Genomic DNA, 16,569 nt, shown 5'->3' on the forward strand with positions numbered 1-16,569 from the left:
GCGGGAAGTTACCCCATGCTCATCGAGGCCGCACTTTCGGGCAGTTCCTCGTCAAAGCAGCGCTGGTAGAATTCGGCCACGGTCTGGCGCTCCAACTCGTCGCATTTGTTGAGGAAGCTGAGACGGAAGGCATAGCCCAGGTTGCGGAAGATCTCGGCGTTCTGTGCCCAGTTGATCACGGTCCGGGGGCTCATCACCGTCGACAGCTCGCCATTCATGAAGGCGGTGCGCGTCAGGTCGGCGACGGTCACCATCTGGCTGATCTGACGGCGGCCCTTCTCGGTGTTGTAATGCGGGTTCTTGGCCAGCACGATGGCGGTTTCCGCGTCGTGGCTGAGGTAGTTCAGCGTCGCCACAAGGCTCCAGCGGTCCATCTGCGCCTGGTTGATCTGCTGCACCCCGTGATAAAGCCCGGTCGTGTCGCCAAGGCCCACGGTGTTTGCCGTGGCGAAGAGGCGGAAACACGGGTTCGGCGTGATGATCTCGTTCTGGTCCATCAGCGTCAGCTTGCCGTCATGTTCCAGAACCCGCTGGATCACGAACATCACATCGGCGCGGCCCGCGTCGTATTCGTCGAAGACGATGGCAACGGGGTTGCGCAGCGCCCAGGGCAGGATGCCCTCGTGAAACTCGGTCACCTGCTTGCCGTCGCGCAGCTTGATCGCGTCCTTGCCGATCAGGTCGATCCGGGAAATGTGGCTGTCCAGGTTCACCCGCACCGTCGGCCAGTTCAGACGTGCTGCGACCTGTTCGATATGGGTCGATTTGCCGGTACCGTGATAGCCCTGGATCATCACCCGGCGATTGGCGGAGAAGCCCGCGAGGATCGCCAGCGTGGTGTCGGGGTCGAATTTGTAGGTGCTGTCGATATCCGGCACACGCTCCTGCGCCTCGGCAAAGCCCTTGACCTTCATCTCGGTGTCGATGCCGAACATCTCGCGGACCGAGATATCTTCGGTCGGTTTCAGGGTCTGGTCCATGCTATCCTCAACTTCTGCGGGCGTGTCGCGGCGGGGTGATCTGCAGCTTCCCCTGTTGCCTGATATTGCCCCGCGCTGCAAGAGGGGGGCGGGCGCAAGAAATGGCTGGCCTTCGCCGCAATCCGCCTTACAAATGAGGGTCATGACCGACGCCAGCGCCATCGAAGGGTTGATCGCCCGCACCGCCCTGAAAGACCGGGCCGCCTTCCAGGCGCTTTACGCGGCGACATCGGCGAAACTATTCGGCGTCTGCCTGCGTGTGTTGAAGGACAGGGCCGAGGCGGAGGACGCGCTGCAGGAGGTCTTCGTCAAGATCTGGCACCGCGCCGACCGTTACCGCGTGACCGGCCACAGCCCGATGACCTGGCTGATCACCGTGGCGCGCAACAGCGCCATCGACCGACTGCGCAAGCGCCCGCGTGAATCGGGTGGGGTCGATGTCGAGGATCTGGCCCTGTCCGATCCCGCTCCGGGCCCCGAGGCGCAAGCCGTGGCCAGTGGCGAGGCGGCGCGCATCGCGGGCTGTCTGGACGAGTTGGAGCAGGACCGCGCCGCCGCCGTGCGCGGGGCCTACCTGGAGGGGGAAACATATGCCGATCTGGCGCGCCGTTTCGACGTGCCGATCAACACGATGCGAACCTGGCTGCGCCGCAGCCTGATGAAACTGAAGGAGTGCCTGACCGCATGAGCGACCGGCCCGACATATCGCCAGAAGACAGCGCCGAGGCGGCGGAATACGCCCTCGGCCTGCTGTCCGGCTCCGAACGCAGCGCGTTCGAGGCCCGGCTGGCGTCGGATGCCGATCTGCGGGCAGAGCTTGCCGCCTGGCAGTCCCGCTTCGCCGAGATCGCCATGTCCGAGGTCGAGGAGGTCACGCCGCCCGCACGCGTCGAAAAGGCGTTGCTGGAACGCCTGTTCCCGGCGCCCGAGGCGCGCCCCGGCTGGATCGAGCGCTTTGGCCTCGCGCGGCTCTACGGGGCGGTGTTCCTGCTGGCGGCATTGCTGCTCTGGGTCGTGATCGACCTGCCACCGCGTCCGGCCTATCCGCCTGAAAACGCGGCCTATTCGGCACAGATCGCGGCCGAGGACGGCTCGCTTGTGGTGATCGCGCAATATGACGCGGCGCGCGGTGAACTCTATCTCGAGCGGCAGGAAGGCGACGCGCGGCCGGGCCGTGACCTCGAACTTTGGCTGATCGCGGGAGAGGAGGCGCCGATCTCGCTCGGCGTTCTGAACCGCGACCAGGGCCGCGAACGGCTGGCGCTTGCGCCCGAGCTGGAGATGGCCCTTTCAGACGGCGTGCTGGCGATCTCGGATGAACCGCGCGGCGGCTCGCCGACGGGGTCGCCGACCGGCGATGTTCTGGCCGTGGGGGCCGTCAGCGAAGTCTGACGATCACGCCCCGATTACGATTGCGTGAGACCGGGGCAATCGACCTGAAACTCTTTCCGACCAATCTACGTGACTGCTCTCATGGGCCCGATCGAACGGGTCTGGAAAATGAGAACAGGAGAGATTTGTCATGATTACGAAAATGCTGAAAACCACCACCGCCGCGCTGATCCTGAGCGTCGGCGCCAGCGCCGCCAGCGCCCAATCCATGGGCAACCCGATGGTCGGCGGGGCCGAGATGTTCGCCAACCGCACGATCGTCGAGAACGCGGTGAATTCCGCCGATCACACCACGCTGGTCGCCGCCGTGCAGGCCGCGGGCCTGGTCGATACGCTGTCCGGCCCCGGCCCCTTCACCGTCTTCGCGCCCACCAACGACGCGTTTGACGAACTGCCCGATGGCCTGGTCAACGCCCTTCTGCAGGAGGAAAACCTGTCGCAGCTGCAACTGGTCCTGACCTGCCATGTGGTGGCCGCCGACGCGATGTCGGATGCCATTGCCGGCATGATCTCCAATGCCGGCGGGGCCTACCCGATCCGCACCGTGGGCGGCTGCACCATGACGGGCCGCATGGAGAACGGCAATATCGTGATCGAAGACCCGCGCGGTCGCGTGGCCACCGTGACCATCGCCGATGTCGATCAGTCCAACGGCGTGATCCACGTGATCGACCGCGTCCTGCTGCCCGCGGAAGGCTAAGACCCGCATCCCCCTTTCCCGGCGCAAGCCCGCGCCGGGGAAGCCAAACACGAGCGCCGTCTTGCCGAGCGGTTTCACATCAATGTCATCCGCGTTGAAACCCCCGCAAAGCCGCTACGTGGTTCCTCACAAGAACCGCCCGAACCGGGTGCGTTCCCAACCCCGCAGGAGAGATTTTTCATGACTACCAACTTGCTGAAAACCACCGCCGCCGCCCTGATCCTGAGCGCCGGCTCCGCCTTCGCCGCTGCCCATTCCCCCGACAACCCGATGGTGGGCGGGGCCGAGATGATGGCCGACATGAACATTATCGAAAACGCCAGCAACTCGCCCATCCACACCACGCTTGTGGCCGCCGTGCAGGCTGCGGGCCTGGTCGAGACGCTGCAGGGCGAAGGTCCGTTCACCGTCTTCGCACCCACCGATGAAGCCTTCGCGGCCCTGCCCGACGGCGTTGTCGAGATGGTGATGATGGAAGAGAACCAGGCGCAGCTGCAAACCATCCTCACCTGCCATGTGGTCGCCGACAGCGCGATGTCGGATGCGATCATGGGCATGATCGAGGATGATGGCGGCGCCTACCCGGTGGAAACCGTCGGCGGCTGCACGCTGATGGCGCGGATGGATGGCGACATGATCACGCTGGAAGATGAAAACGGCCGCGTGGCCACCGTGATGGTCGCCGATGTGCGTCAGTCCAACGGCGTCATCCACGTGATCGACACGGTGCTGCTTCCCGCCAATTAAGGGCAGGCCGCCACGTGCCCGGCGCGCGCCCCTTCGGGGCACTCTCCCATCCCCTTGGGGGCGCGCGCCTCCGACCCCACCACGACAAGCCAGGAAAGGAGTTCCGACATGTTGAGACGACATTTTCTGACCACCGCCCTTGGCGCGGTCGCCTTCACCGGCTTTCCAGCCCGCGCCCAGTATGTCGAGGGCGATTTCGAGGTGACCCGAACCGAGGCCGAATGGCGCGAGATGCTGACCGATCTGGAATACCGCGTGATGCGCGAAGGCGCGACCGAGGAGCCCTATTCCAGCCCGCTGGATGCCAATTACGAGGCGGGCATCTATCACTGCCGCGGCTGTGACCTGGCGCTTTATTCCTCGGAAACCAAGTATGACAGCGAAACCGGCTGGCCCAGTTTCTATGCGCCGCTGGAGAACGCGATCGGCACGATGCAGGATCGCAGTTTCTTCATCACCCGCACCGAATGCCACTGCCGCCGCTGTGGCAGTCACCTTGGCCATATCTTCGATGACGGCCCGCCACCCACCGGCGAGCGTCACTGCCTCAACGGCGTGTCGCTGGTCTTCCGCGCGGCCTGATCAGCGCTGCGCGGCGATGGCCCGCCCCGCCGCCGCGCCCGAGGCCCAGGCCCATTGGAAATTGTATCCGCCGAGCCAGCCCGTGACGTCCATCACCTCGCCGATGAGGTAAAGACCGGGCTGGTTCTGCGATTCCATGGTCCGCGATGAGACTTCTTGCGTCGACACCCCGCCAAGCGTGACCTCCGCGGTGCGGTAGCCCTCGGAAGAGGTCGGCGTGACCTGCCAATCGGTGATCCGGTCGCAGAGCCGCCGCAACGCGGTGTCGGACTGATCGGCGAGATTTCCCGACAGCTCCCACGCTTCCGCCATCTGTGTCACCAGCGCGCGCGGCAGGTAGTCGGATAGCACCGTGGCCAGCGCCTTGCCGCCCTTCTCGGCCCGCCGGTCACGCAGGGCGGTGTAAAGGTCCAGGTCGGGCCTGAGATGCAGCGAAATCGCGTCGCCCTCGCGCCAGTAGGACGAGATTTGCAGGATCGCCGGACCGGACAGGCCGCGATGCGTGAAGAGCAGCGCCTCGTCGAAGCCGACCCCGTTGCAGCGCGTGCGGATCGGGAGGGAAACGCCGGAGAGCGGACGGAACACCTCTTTCGTGGTCTCGTCGAAGGTCAGCGGCACAAGGGCGGGGCGGGTCTCGGTCAGGGCATGGCCGAATTGCTCGGCGATCCGGTAGCCAAGCCCGGTCGCGCCCATCTTCGGGATGCTCTTGCCGCCCGTCGCCACCACCAGGTTGCGGGCATGGACCGTGACCGGCTTGCCCTGCCGCGTCAGCGCGACGCGAAACCGGCTGCCGTCATGGGTGATCTCGTCCACGGACGTGTTCAGCCACAGATCGGCGGGCCGCATCTCATCGAGCAGCATGGCAATGATTTCTTTCGACGAGCCGTCGCAGAAGAGCTGCCCCAGGGTCTTTTCGTGCCAGGCAATACCGTGGCGATCCACCAGGTCGATGAAATCCCACTGCGTATAGCGGCTGAGCGCGGATTTGGCGAAATGCGGGTTTTCGGACAGGAAGTTGTCCGGCCCGGCATGCAGATTGGTGAAATTGCAGCGCCCGCCGCCGGAGATGCGGATCTTCTCGCCCGGCGCTTTCGCGTGGTCGATCACCAGCGTGTCGGGCCCGGCATGGGCGGCGGCCATCAGCCCCGCCGCACCGGCACCGAGGATGAGCGTGTTGACCGGTTTGGGAGGCAAGCGGGTCTCTCCGGTTCGGATGTGGCGCCGGGTATGGAGTGCGGGAGCCTCCGGCGGAGGTATTTTCGGCAAAATGAAAGGGGGGCGCGCGCGTTAAGGTTAATCGGGGGTGAAGAGGAAGCCGGGGCGGTTCACTTGAAGTTGCGGCTGTCCTTGATCTGGTCCCAGGCCCAGACAACCTCCTGCAACTGTTCCTCCTGGCTGCGGTCGCCGCCGTTGATGTCGGGGTGCAGCACCTTGATCAGGGATTTGTACGCCTTGCGCACCTCGGCTTTGGTCCAGTGATCCTTGGCGTCCAGGATGTCGATGGCACGGCGCTCGGTCGGCGGCAGGCGGCGGGTGCCGGTGATGGATTTGCCGGGGTTTCGGGTGGCGTTCTCGCCCAGGACCTGGTGCGGATCATCGACACCGAGCCGCGACCAGGCGCGTTCCTCGGCCGATTTCTTGAACGGCTTGGTGGGCCGGTCCCAGACGCGGGCGCGCTCCATCTGGTCCTCCATCTCGGCCTCGGTGGTGCCGTCGAAGAAGTTCCATTTCAGGTTGTATTCGCGCACATGTTCCTTGCAGAACCACAGGTAATCGTCCAGCACATCGGGGGATTTCGGCGCGCGGTACTGGCCGGGCTCGTCGCATCCCGCATGGGCGCAGGGGCGCTGCGAGGTCTCGAACGCGCCCGACATGCCGCGCCGTCCGCCGCGGCGTTTCTTCTTGTCCGTGGACACGCGGAGATCGAAATTGAACGGATCATTTTCGGCCATGGGTCATCCCTTTTCGACTCGGAGCGGACACTCTAGAGTTTTTCGCAGAGGGGATGAAGAGGGGAGGGGGAGAATTGATGGGGCGGGTGGAGAAAATCCGGGAGAATTTGCAGCGGGCGTTGAAACCGGGGCATCTGGAGGTGATCGACGAGAGCGAGAAGCATCGCGGTCATGCCGGGTACCAGGAGGGCGGGCAGAGCCATTTTCATGTGGTTATTCAAGCCGATAGCCTCAGGGGCCTGTCGCGTATCGCGCGGCATCGGGCGGTGCATGAGGCGATTGGTAAAGATCTGATGACCGAGATCCACGCATTGTCGGTGGAGTTCCGCAACTAGGCCTCATTCGGCGGCGATTTCGTTAACGTCCTCGGTCTCGGCGCGGCGCGCTTGCAAGATGGTCAGGATCGAGGCGGAGGGGGCGTCCTCCGCGTCCTCGGGGTCTTCGGGGGTGTCCTCATAGGCGATCCGCGGGACCGGCTGCGGGGCCTGGAAGGCCAGTTCCAGCGCCGTGGGCGGCGGCGGAGAGGATTGCGCAACCTCTTGCAATTGCACGTCTTCCTGCAATTCGCGGCGGAAGACCAGCATGTTGTGATAGGTGGTCCTTGTCCGGGTCAGGCCGGCGCGCTCCTCGGCGGGCAGCGTATCGGTGCGCAGGTAGCTCCAGCCCGCGGCCCCCAATTCGTTCATGGCACTGGCCAGGGCATGGGCAAAACGCGCCTCGGGGCTGCGAATTCCCTTGGCTTTCAAGCCCTTGGCCGGGGCCGGGACGACCTTGTATTCGTATCTGGGCATGAGCCCCCGAATGGTTAACGCGGCAGCCACTCTAGGGGCCTCACGGGCAATTCCAAAGCGTTGATTGGGCGGTGTGGGCAGTGTTTCCAATGTGGAAACGGTGATGTGCACCCCCCGTACACCCCTCGATGCGCCCCCCGTTCATACAAATTCACGCACGCTTCTGGGTGATTGGCGCAGTATATGTGCGGGTTTGCGAAGTCAGCCGAAGGCGATGACCGCCAGGATCACCGCCAGCGCGGCGCTGCCGGTGACGATATGGGTCAGGCGCTTGAGCCGCGCGGGCGTCTCGGGGTCCGGCGCGCGGATGAGCGCCACCTGCGCGGTGACGGCGGCGGCGCTCATGGCGAGCACCACGAGGATCTTGACCCAGAACCAGAACGGCAGGGTGGAGAGCGTGTAGGCGATGACGGCCATCCAGATGCCGGTGATCCAGAGCACGATCAGCGCGGCGAAGGCGACCCGCGAGAGGCGTTTCTGGATCGGCCGGGTGATGGCGGGATCGGCCGACATCGCGCCGATGACCAGGTTGGCAAGGCCAAGGCCGAGACCGGTGGCAAGCGCGAGGATATGGAGGGCCTTGAGGGTCAGCATGGCGCCGAGTGTAGGCGGGATCGGGGTCGGGGGGAAGGCGGGGTTTGATGGCGCGGGGGGGGACGTGCGCGCCCTACAGGTCGAGCTTGCCCTGCGCGGTGCGATCCTCCTCGGGCGCGGCGCGTTTGTAGGTGTCGCCATGGCGCCTTGTCTCTCTGTTACGGCTCGAACTTGGACTTGAGCCAATCCAGGACGCGGCGCTGATCATCGCTTGTTGCGCGTCTGACCTGAACCAACAACTTGTGCAGGGACGGACGGTCCAGCGTCAAGTTGGCCGCCCCCTCGTTGCAAACGGAACATAGGGCGCGAAGGTTATGGGCATCATCGGTGCCACCCTGCGACTTGTCGATAACATGCCCGATTTGCAGTCGGGTCTTGCGCGTTGGATCGAACGGATGGGCCTCGCCCGCCACAGCCCCACATTGCTGGCAGGTAAACCCGTTGCGATCCAACACCAAAGCGCGGGTTTCCTTGGAAATGCCGCGGGCAAAGGCGGGTTCCGGCTTTGGGTCGCGGAGCAGATACTGACCGGGCTTCAACGACGAAAGGTCATTGTGGGTTAGAATCTTGTAGCCTTCTTCCGAGCGGAGTTCCCGAACCCGTCGCGCCCATTCCGTGATTCCGCCCGAAACTTCCCGCAATTCATCCGAGTCCATGACCCGGTTCAGGTTTTCAAGGAAGTGAAGGCGCAACTTTGCCCGAGCGCCCTGTTTCTTCGGGCCTTTCATTCGGCAGCAAGCGGCGCTTCGTCAAACGCCTCGGCGGCGATGATTGCCTGTCGAATGGAGACGCCCAAGCTGCGCGCAACTGGTGGCGGAAAGGCATTGCCGATCTGTCGATAGGCTGCGGTTTTCTTGCCGGTGAACATCCAGGAATCGGGAAACCCTTGGACGCGCGCAACCATACGGTTCGTCAGTCGGGGAGGGCCGTCGAATCCCGGCATGGGCGCGTCCTCGGCGATGGAGCCACCATTGACCCCCAGTTTTCGCCAGGCTTCGCGGGCGCGGGTCGGGCCCAAGTCCGGTCCCCCATGCTTTTTCGACCCGCCAACGATTGTGGGGGCGATAGCGTTCGCGCCGGATTGCCAGGTGTCGATGCCCTCCCATCCGTTTGCCGCCATGAGATCGGACAGCAATTCCCCCACGTTTTGTGGTGATTTACCTGTGGATTTCGGAAAGGAGTAGTGTTTCCAATAGGGTTTTCGTGCCGCGACAATGGCAACACGCGAACGGCTCTGGGACACCGAGAAGTTCTTGGCATCCAGTAGGCACCAATCAACTTCATATCCAAGCTGAGCAAGGGCTGCACGCAATTCGGCGCGATATTGCGCGAAGGATTTGGCCAGGAAGCCCCGAACATTCTCGATCAGCACAAATTTCGGCTGCGTTTCCGCTATCAGGCGAAGGGCGGCGGGAAACAGATTGCGTTCGTCCTTCGCACCCAGTTGCTTGCCGGCAATCGAGAAGGGCGGGCACGGGAGGCCCGCTGCAAACAGGTCAATGCCCTTGATGCCCAGGTTGGACACTTCCGTCATATCGGAGCAATGGACGTTCCAGCCGGGACGGTTTGCGCGCAGCGTTGCGCAGCAATCCAGATCGTTATCCACAAGCAGGACATGACTGAAACCGGCCTGTTCCAACCCGAGCGCCTGGCCACCGGCGCCAGCGCAAAACTCTATTGATTCTAACTGGCGCATTGACCCCTCGGGTGCCTGTATATCGACACTTTGCGGGTAGGGGCAACAAGATCAGGTAGTGGAATCGGATGTGAAGGCGGCGGCACGGCGAGGTTGTCGCCGTAATAGAGGTGGTTGCTCATGGTCTTTGCCCCTCGCCCTGGTCCTGCGCGATTATTGTTGGGCGAAGGTTAAGCCGAGGTTAGGGGGCGGGGCAATGGGGGAGGGGGCGATCACTCGGCGGGATGGTCGCGGGATTCGTTGCGGCGCGCGGTGCGGCGCGTGTCCCAGACCAGATAGGCCGCGAGCGCGAGGGCGAAACCGGGGATGGCCAGAAGGCTGAGGCTGTCCATGGTCAGGTGTCCTCCTTTTCCAAGTATCTCAGAATATAGTGAGCCGCGGCATGTAATGCCAGTCCCGTTGCGAGAAACGCGGCGGTCAGCGCGGTCAGCGACAGCGTGCCCTCGACAAGCGGGCGGAGGAAAGCGAAGCCCAGAAACCCGATTGCCAGCGCGTTCAGGAAGCCTGCGCGCAATTTGACACGCTCGTTATGCGTGGCGAGGGGATCGCGCAGGCGCATGGTCTAGAGGGCCAGTTTCCGCGCCACGATTTCGTTGACGGCTTTCGGATTGGCCTTGCCGCCCGTGGCCTTCATGACCTGGCCCACGAACCAGCCCGCCAGTTTCGGGTTCTGCCTGGCCTTTTCGACCTGGGCGGGGTTGGCGGCGATGATTTCGTCCACGGCGGCCTCGATGGCGCCCGTGTCCGTTACCTGTTTCATGCCGCGCGCCTCGACGATCTGTTCGGGGTCGCCGCCTTCGGTATAGGTGATCTCGAAGAGGTCCTTGGCGATCTTGCCCGAGATGTCGCCCCTTTTGATCAGCCGGACAATGGCGGCAAGTTGCGCCGGCGAGACGGGGCTTTCGGCGATGCCTCGTTCGTCTTTCTTGAGGCGCCCGAAAAGCTCGTTGATGACCCAGTTGGCGGCGAGCTTGCCGTCGCCCGCCTCGGCGGCCACGGATTCGAAATAGGCCGCGTTGGCGGTGTCGGCGGTGAGCACGGAGGCGTCATAATCCGAGAGGCCGAAATCGGCCATGAAGCGGGCTTTCTTGGCGTCGGGCAGTTCGGGCAGGCGGGCTGCGATGTCGTCGATCCAGGCCTGTTCGATCTCCAGCGGCAGCAGGTCGGGATCGGGGAAGTAGCGGTAGTCGTGGGCCTCTTCCTTGGAGCGCATGGAGCGCGTCTCGCCCTTGTCGGGATCGTAGAGCCGGGTTTCCTGATCCACGGTGCCGCCCGCTTCGACAATGGCGATCTGGCGGCGCGCCTCGTGTTCGATGGCGGCCTGGATGAAGCGCAGCGAGTTCATGTTCTTGATCTCGCATCTTGTGCCGAGATGGCTGAAATCCTGGCTGTCCTGGTAGCGCTCATAGGCGCCGGGCTGGCAGATGGAAACGTTCACATCGGCGCGCAGGTTGCCGTTTTGCATGTTGCCGTCGCAGGTGCCGAGGTAGCGCATGATCTGGCGCAGCTTGGAGACATAGGCGGCGGCCTCCTCGGGGCCACGGATGTCGGGGCGGCTCACGATCTCCATCAGGCAGACGCCGGTGCGGTTGAGGTCGACGAAACTCATCGACGGGTCCATGTCGTGGATGGATTTCCCGGCATCCTGTTCCATGTGGATACGTTCGATGCGGACCGTCCTTGCCGTTCCGTCGCCCATTTCCACCAGCACCTCGCCCTCGCCCACGATGGGGTGATAAAGCTGGCTGATCTGGTAGCCCTGCGGCAGGTCGGGATAGAAGTAGTTCTTGCGGTCGAAGGCGGATTTCAGGTTGATCACGGCCTTCAGGCCAAGCCCGGTGCGCACCGCCTGTTCGACGCAGAACTCGTTGATCACCGGCAGCATCCCCGGCATGCCCGCATCGACAAAGGCGACGTTGGAATTGGGCTCGGCCCCGAAGCGGGTGGAGGCGCCCGAGAAGAGCTTGGCGTTGGAGGCGACCTGGGCGTGAACCTCCAGCCCGATCACAAGCTCCCAATCCTGTTTCGCGCCCGAGATCACCTTGGGCTTTGGCGTGTCATAGGTCAGGTCAAGCATGAAGGGCCTCCGGCGCGGTTTCGCCCGCGGTTCTAGGGCAGGGGGCGGAAGGGGGCAAGAGGGGGCGGGGATCGGCGGAGCCTTGCCAGTTTGAGCCCGTCACCGGTTGCCGGGCTGGATCGACTCGGGGCTTTGCGCGCAGAGAAAGCCGTCGCTCCCCCGGATTGGGGAGTTTTCTTTACGAGATCCACGATGCCCCGTCTCATCCGGCCCGTCCTGCTGGCCCTTGTGTCCGCCTTTGCCCTTGCCGCCTGCGCCGAGCTGCGCCCCGCGCCCGAGCCCGTCGCCGAGCCCGTGATGCGGTGGGATCACCGGCCCGAAGCGGCGATCTGGACCCGCGCCTCGATGGAGATGCTGAACAGCGATGCGGCGATCCTGACGCAGGTGGTGCCGTCCGACGCTGAGGATTGGTGCCCCGGCTATACCCATGCCGATGCCGAGACCCGCGCGGCCTTCTGGACCGGGTTCATGTCGGCGCTGGCGCGCTATGAGAGCACCTGGAACCCCGATGCCGTGGGCGGCGGCGGGCGCTGGTTCGGGCTGCTGCAGATCTCGCCCGCGACGGCGCGGTATCGCAATTGCGCCGTGGGGACCGGCAGCGCGCTGCGCGACGGGGCGGCCAACCTGCGCTGTGCCTTGCGGATCATGGCGGTGACGGTGCCGCGCGACGGCGTGGTCAGCCAGGGCAGGCGCGGCGTGGCCGCCGATTGGGGGCCGATGCGCGACCCGGCCAAGGCCGCCGAGATGCGGGCCTGGCTGCATCGGCAGAGCTATTGTCAGGGGTGAGGCGCATGACCCGCCGTTTCCTGCCCCTTGCGGCGATGTTCGCCCTCGGGATGTCCACCGCGGCGCTGGCCGAAGTGACCGCGCCCGAACTGCCCGAGGTGGCCGAGATCGGGCCGCAGGAGGAAGTGCGCAATCCGGACGCGCCCGAAACCGCCTCGGCCCCCGATATCATCCGCCCGGTGCAGCGCCCGACCGCGGCGCCGCTGGCCAGCCTGCGGCCCGTGACCCGGCCCGAGATCGTGGTGCCCGTCCTGCATTGGGACGAACAGCGCCCCGGAATGGTGGCGCCCGCCAACCCGGCCTGGGGCATCGCCCTGATCACCGCGATCCGCGACCGCGAGCAACTGCTGCGCACCGTGCCCGGCGATATTGCCGAATGGTGTCCGGAATACGAGGAAAACGGGCTGGAGGAACGCGCGGCCTTCTGGGCGGGCCTGGTCTCGGCGCTGGCCTGGTATGAGAGCACGCATAACCCCCGCGCCGTGGGGGGCGGCGGGCAGTGGTTCGGGCTGATCCAGATCGCGCCCGCCACCGCGCGCTACCGCGATTGCGCGGCCGGCACCGGCGAGGCGCTGATGAACGGCTCCGCCAATCTGCGCTGCGGCGTGCGGATCATGGCGCAGAACGTGCTGCGCGACGGGGTGGTCAGCCGGGGCATGCGGGGCGTCGCCGCCGAATGGGGACCGTTTCACAGCCGCACGCGGCGCGAGGCGATGCGGGACTGGGTCTCGTCGCAGAGCTATTGCGATCCGCGCGGTTAGACTTGTCTGATCGGGATGCCGCGTTCCGTCATCTCGCGGATGAGCGCGATGGCATTGGGCAGGGCGCGGCGCGGAAGCGCGCGTTCGCTGCCTGAGGTCATGACCACCCGCACATCGCCGCCGATGATCCGCAGATGCGCGATGTCCGAGAGCGGCAGCGCCTCTTCCCCGAAGCCCTCGTAGATCTCCAGCGCCGAGGGGGAGATGCGGATGCCGTAGGTCGGGCGCAGCGCCAGTTGCAGCAGGCAGATGCCGAGGCAGGGCAGGAGTGCGGCCCAGACCCAGGGCGCGGCCCCGGACCAGGCGGCGGCCCCGGCCATGATCGTGCCTGCGGCCAGCCCCGGCCAGGCGCAGCGCGCGCGCCCCAGGACGCGGTATTGAAAGCTTGGTGTCATGACCGCGATCCTGCGCGGCCATCTGGGTTTTTTCGTGGCAAGGCTGCGCGTCTCGGGTGGCGAATGCGCAGGGATTGTGTGCAATTCCCCGTCAGGCCGATCTGACCGCGATGGCCGAGATCTCGACCTTCATCGCGGGGTCGATCAACGCGACGCGAACGCCCGAATTGGCCGGGTGAATGCCCTGCAATTCGTCGCGCAGGACCGCGCCGATGGCATCCCAGTCGTCGGGATCGGTGAAATAGGTCACGATCTGCACGAGGTCGGCCAGGCTTGCGCCCGCCTGGTGCAGCGCGGCCTCGATATTGCGGAAGGTCTGGCGGGTCTGTTCGGCGGCCTCCTCGGGCAGCGCGCCGGTGGCGTAGTCATAGCCCGTCGTGCCCGAGACATAGATCGTGTCGCCCGCGACCACGGCACGGGAATGGCCGTATTTCTCCTCGAAAACCGAGCCGGAGAAGACGTGCTTTTTCATGCGCTTACCCCTCCAGCATCCGGCTGGTCATCTCGGCCAGGTCGCGGCTGAGGCCGTCCGTGTCGAGGATGCGCTCAAGCTCTGTCCGCATCAGGGTCTGGCGATCGGCATCGTAGCGTTTCCAGGTCTCGAAAGCGGTGGAGAGGCGGGCGGCGGTCTGCGGGTTGGCGGCATCGAGGCGGATCAGCCAGGTGGCGAGGAAGCGGTATCCCGCGCCGGAAGGGTCGTGGAAGCCTGCCGGGTTGCCGCCTGTCAGCCCGCCCATCACCGCGCGGAAGCGGTTTGGGTTTTTCATCGTGAAATCAGGGTGTTCTGTCAGCATCTTCGCGCGGGATACGGCGTCTTTCGGTTCGGCCTGCGCGACCTGGAGCATGAACCATTTATCCATCACCAGGCGGTCACCGTGCCATTGCGCCTCGAACTGCGCGGCCACCTGTGGGTCGCCCGCCTCCAGCAGGCAGGCGAAGGCGGCAAGTTGATCGGTCATGTTGGTGGCGGTGTCGAACTGGGCGCGGGCGCGGGTCGCGCCGTCGCGCGGGGTGAGGCGCCTCAGGGCCATGTTGCGCAAGGCGCGTTTGCCGGATTGCGCGGCATCGGGCCGGTAAGGCGCGTCGCTGGCGAGGCGGTCGTAGAGCGTGGTGAAGAGCCCCTCCATGTGGTCGCCGATCGAGCGCCCGAGCGCCTTCAGCGCGTGGTGAATGGCGGTCGGGTCGGGCACCACGCCCGCATCGGTGCAACCTTGCGCGATGTCGTCCTGCGAGGGCAGCGACAGCACCAGCGCGCGGAAGGCGGGGTCGAGGGTGTCATTCGCCGCCGCCATCTGCAGCGCATCCAGATAGGCGGGGTCGGGGGCGGCGCGGTCGGTCAGCATCGCCAGGACGGTCTGACGGGTCAGGGCGCGTCCGGCCTCCCACCGCACGAAAGGGTCGGTGTCATGCGCCAGCAGCGTGGCGCGGTCGTTGAAACCGGGGCTGTGGTCGAGGATCACGGGGGCCGAGAAGCCGCGCAGGAGCGAGGGGATCGGGCGCGCGTCGAGGCCGTCGAAACGCAGGCTCTGGCGGGCCTCGGTCAGCTCCACCACCTGCGTCGGGCGCGCTTCGGATCCGTCGGGATTGATCAGCCCCATTGCCATCGGGATGAGTTGCGGTTCCTTGTCGGGCTGACCGGGCGTGGGCGGTGTTACCTGTTCAAAATCAATCTGGTATGTGCCGTCCTTGAAGCTGTCCGTGACTGTCACGCGCGGGGTTCCGGCCTGGGTGTACCAGCGCTTGAACCCGGTCAGGTCGCGGCCGGTCGTATCCTCGAACACCTTGAGCCAATCCTCGATCGTGGCGGCGTCACCGTCGTGGCGGGAAAAGTAGAGATCACACGCCTTGTAATAGGCGTCGTCGCCGACCAGGCGCTTGAGCATCCCGATGATCTCGGCGCCTTTTTCATAGACCGTGGCGGTGTAGAAATTGTTGATCTCGACGAAGCTTTCGGGCCGGACGGGATGCGCCAGGGGCCCCGCATCCTCGCGGAACTGGCGCGCGCGCAGGGACAGGACGTTGCCGATGCGCTCAACCGCCGCCCCGCGCGTGTCGCCGGAGAACTGCTGATCGCGGAACACGGTCAGCCCTTCCTTGAGGCACAGCTGGAACCAGTCGCGGCAGGTGATGCGGTTGCCGGTCCAGTTGTGGAAATACTCATGCGCGATGATCGCCTCGATACGGGCGAAATTGTCGTCGGTGGAGGTCTCGGGGCTGGCCAGCACGGCGGAGGAATTGAAGATGTTCAGCCCCTTGTTCTCCATCGCGCCCATGTTGAAATCGTCGACCGCGACGATGTTGAAGATGTCGAGGTCGTATTCGCGCCCGTAAACCTCCTCATCCCATCGCATCGAGCGTTTCAGCGCGTCCATGGCGAAGGCGCATTTGCCCTCATCGCCGCGCCGGACCCAGATGTTGAGCGCCACGTCGCGCCCCGAGCGGGTGGTAAAGCGGTCCGAGATCGCCACCAGGTCGCCCGCGACAAGCGCGAAGAGGTAGGCGGGTTTCGGCCAGGGATCGGACCAGACGGCCATGCCATTGCCGCGCTCGGCGTGGTTGCCGTTGGACAGGAGCACCGGCAGGTCGGAATTGATCCGCACCTCGAAGGGGGCCATCACATCGGGGCGGTCGGGGTAATAGGTGATCTTGCGAAAGCCCTCGGCCTCGCATTGGGTGCAGAACATTCCATTGGACATGTAGAGCCCCTCCAGCGCGGTGTTGGCCTCGGGGTTGATCTCGACCTCGGCCTCCCAGGTGAAGGCGTCTTGCGGCAGGGTGTCGCCGGGGACGGTCAGGCTTGTGTCGGTTTTCCGATATTCGTTACCGGTGAGGGGTTTGCCGTCCACAGCTAAAGTGATGAGCGAAAGATTTTCCCCGTCCAGATGCAGGTCGCGCCCCTCGGCATCCGGGTTGCGTATGAACCGGATTTTCGAGCGGACGCGGGTCGCGGTCGGGTGCAGGTCAAAGGCAAGCTCGACCTTTTCCACCCACCAGTTCGGGGCGGTGTAATCGGCCAGGTGGACGGTCTGGGGGGCGTCGGCTTGCATGGGGGATTCCTTCGCGTTTGGTCGCCCCAATGAGTAGCGGATGGGCGCGCAGGTGCAAGGTCGGGCGCG

The 16,569-nt window shown here is 65.1% G+C and carries 20 protein-coding genes; 8 read left to right on the forward strand and 12 right to left on the reverse strand.

Features of this window, described 5'->3' with window-relative positions; all coding sequences use genetic code 11:
• Window positions 1–8: 8 nt before the first annotated feature.
• A complete protein-coding gene (cobS, locus tag AC13C7_RS12105) occupies window positions 9–980 on the reverse strand; it encodes a cobaltochelatase subunit CobS (RefSeq protein ID WP_172321348.1) in 972 nt (323 codons plus the stop codon).
• 142 nt (window positions 981–1,122) lie between these two features.
• Between cobS and AC13C7_RS12110 the strand changes: the two genes are divergently transcribed.
• From AC13C7_RS12110 to msrB, 5 genes are all read left to right on the forward strand, one after another.
• Window positions 1,123–1,668 (forward strand): sigma-70 family RNA polymerase sigma factor, encoded by a 546-nt coding sequence (locus tag AC13C7_RS12110; RefSeq protein WP_474888598.1) that lies wholly within the window; start codon window positions 1,123–1,125, stop codon window positions 1,666–1,668.
• On the forward strand, window positions 1,665–2,372 hold the full coding sequence (locus AC13C7_RS12115; RefSeq protein WP_474888599.1) for an anti-sigma factor: 708 nt from the start codon (window positions 1,665–1,667) through the stop codon (window positions 2,370–2,372). Before AC13C7_RS12110 ends, AC13C7_RS12115 begins: the two co-directional genes overlap by 4 nt.
• Window positions 2,373–2,502: 130 nt before the next feature.
• Window positions 2,503–3,072 (forward strand): fasciclin domain-containing protein, encoded by a 570-nt coding sequence (locus AC13C7_RS12120; protein ID WP_474888600.1) that lies wholly within the window; start codon window positions 2,503–2,505, stop codon window positions 3,070–3,072.
• A gap of 180 nt (window positions 3,073–3,252) precedes the next feature.
• Entirely contained in the window at window positions 3,253–3,819 is a 567-nt protein-coding gene (locus tag AC13C7_RS12125; RefSeq protein ID WP_482867630.1) for a fasciclin domain-containing protein, read from the forward strand.
• Between the two features lie 108 nt (window positions 3,820–3,927).
• Complete coding sequence (gene msrB / locus AC13C7_RS12130; protein ID WP_482867631.1) at window positions 3,928–4,401, forward strand: peptide-methionine (R)-S-oxide reductase MsrB; 474 nt, start codon at window positions 3,928–3,930, stop codon at window positions 4,399–4,401.
• Here the strand turns inward: msrB and AC13C7_RS12135 are convergent, their stop codons facing one another.
• On the reverse strand, window positions 4,402–5,595 hold the full coding sequence (locus tag AC13C7_RS12135; protein WP_482867632.1) for a BaiN/RdsA family NAD(P)/FAD-dependent oxidoreductase: 1,194 nt from the start codon (window positions 5,593–5,595) through the stop codon (window positions 4,402–4,404).
• 131 nt (window positions 5,596–5,726) lie between these two features.
• Entirely contained in the window at window positions 5,727–6,353 is a 627-nt protein-coding gene (locus AC13C7_RS12140; protein WP_172321342.1) for a J domain-containing protein, read from the reverse strand.
• Between the two features lie 77 nt (window positions 6,354–6,430).
• On the opposite strand from AC13C7_RS12140, the gene AC13C7_RS12145 reads away from it, so the two are divergent.
• A complete protein-coding gene (locus AC13C7_RS12145; RefSeq protein WP_482867633.1) occupies window positions 6,431–6,688 on the forward strand; it encodes a BolA family protein in 258 nt (85 codons plus the stop codon).
• A gap of 3 nt (window positions 6,689–6,691) precedes the next feature.
• Here the strand turns inward: AC13C7_RS12145 and AC13C7_RS12150 are convergent, their stop codons facing one another.
• The 6 genes from AC13C7_RS12150 to gatB form a co-directional block, all read right to left on the reverse strand.
• Window positions 6,692–7,144 carry a DUF4177 domain-containing protein gene (locus AC13C7_RS12150; RefSeq protein ID WP_482867634.1) on the reverse strand — a complete coding sequence of 151 codons (453 nt, stop codon included), beginning with the start codon at window positions 7,142–7,144 and terminating at the stop codon, window positions 6,692–6,694.
• Between the two features lie 201 nt (window positions 7,145–7,345).
• Window positions 7,346–7,738: a hypothetical protein gene (locus AC13C7_RS12155; RefSeq protein WP_482867635.1), complete on the reverse strand. Its 393-nt coding sequence runs from the start codon at window positions 7,736–7,738 to the stop codon at window positions 7,346–7,348.
• 158 nt (window positions 7,739–7,896) lie between these two features.
• Complete coding sequence (locus AC13C7_RS12160) at window positions 7,897–8,466, reverse strand: HNH endonuclease (protein WP_482867636.1); 570 nt, start codon at window positions 8,464–8,466, stop codon at window positions 7,897–7,899.
• Window positions 8,463–9,434 carry a DNA cytosine methyltransferase gene (locus tag AC13C7_RS12165; protein ID WP_474888605.1) on the reverse strand — a complete coding sequence of 324 codons (972 nt, stop codon included), beginning with the start codon at window positions 9,432–9,434 and terminating at the stop codon, window positions 8,463–8,465. The genes AC13C7_RS12160 and AC13C7_RS12165 overlap by 4 nt, the downstream gene beginning before the upstream one ends.
• Before the next feature lie 334 nt (window positions 9,435–9,768).
• Entirely contained in the window at window positions 9,769–9,993 is a 225-nt protein-coding gene (locus tag AC13C7_RS12170) for a hypothetical protein (protein ID WP_172321338.1), read from the reverse strand.
• 3 nt (window positions 9,994–9,996) lie between these two features.
• On the reverse strand, window positions 9,997–11,511 hold the full coding sequence (gatB, locus tag AC13C7_RS12175; RefSeq protein ID WP_482867637.1) for an Asp-tRNA(Asn)/Glu-tRNA(Gln) amidotransferase subunit GatB: 1,515 nt from the start codon (window positions 11,509–11,511) through the stop codon (window positions 9,997–9,999).
• Between the two features lie 192 nt (window positions 11,512–11,703).
• Between gatB and AC13C7_RS12180 the strand changes: the two genes are divergently transcribed.
• Both AC13C7_RS12180 and AC13C7_RS12185 read left to right on the forward strand, forming a co-directional pair.
• Window positions 11,704–12,297, forward strand: a complete 594-nt coding sequence (locus AC13C7_RS12180) for a transglycosylase SLT domain-containing protein (RefSeq protein ID WP_482867638.1) — start codon at window positions 11,704–11,706, stop codon at window positions 12,295–12,297.
• Window positions 12,298–12,302: 5 nt separating this feature from the next.
• Window positions 12,303–13,058 (forward strand): transglycosylase SLT domain-containing protein, encoded by a 756-nt coding sequence (locus AC13C7_RS12185; protein WP_482867639.1) that lies wholly within the window; start codon window positions 12,303–12,305, stop codon window positions 13,056–13,058.
• Here AC13C7_RS12185 and AC13C7_RS12190 read toward each other — a convergent pair.
• The 3 genes from AC13C7_RS12190 to pepN all read right to left on the reverse strand — a co-directional run bounded on the left by AC13C7_RS12190 (window position 13,055) and on the right by pepN (window position 16,500).
• A complete protein-coding gene (locus AC13C7_RS12190) occupies window positions 13,055–13,453 on the reverse strand; it encodes a hypothetical protein (RefSeq protein WP_482867640.1) in 399 nt (132 codons plus the stop codon). The two genes, AC13C7_RS12185 and AC13C7_RS12190, sit on opposite strands and share 4 nt — an antisense overlap.
• Before the next feature lie 91 nt (window positions 13,454–13,544).
• Window positions 13,545–13,925 (reverse strand): RidA family protein, encoded by a 381-nt coding sequence (locus AC13C7_RS12195; protein WP_482867641.1) that lies wholly within the window; start codon window positions 13,923–13,925, stop codon window positions 13,545–13,547.
• A gap of 4 nt (window positions 13,926–13,929) precedes the next feature.
• Window positions 13,930–16,500: an aminopeptidase N gene (gene pepN, locus AC13C7_RS12200; protein ID WP_482867642.1), complete on the reverse strand. Its 2,571-nt coding sequence runs from the start codon at window positions 16,498–16,500 to the stop codon at window positions 13,930–13,932.
• Window positions 16,501–16,569 lie beyond the last annotated feature (69 nt).

The sequence above is a fragment of the Alterinioella sp. B-7 genome (assembly GCF_056857775.1).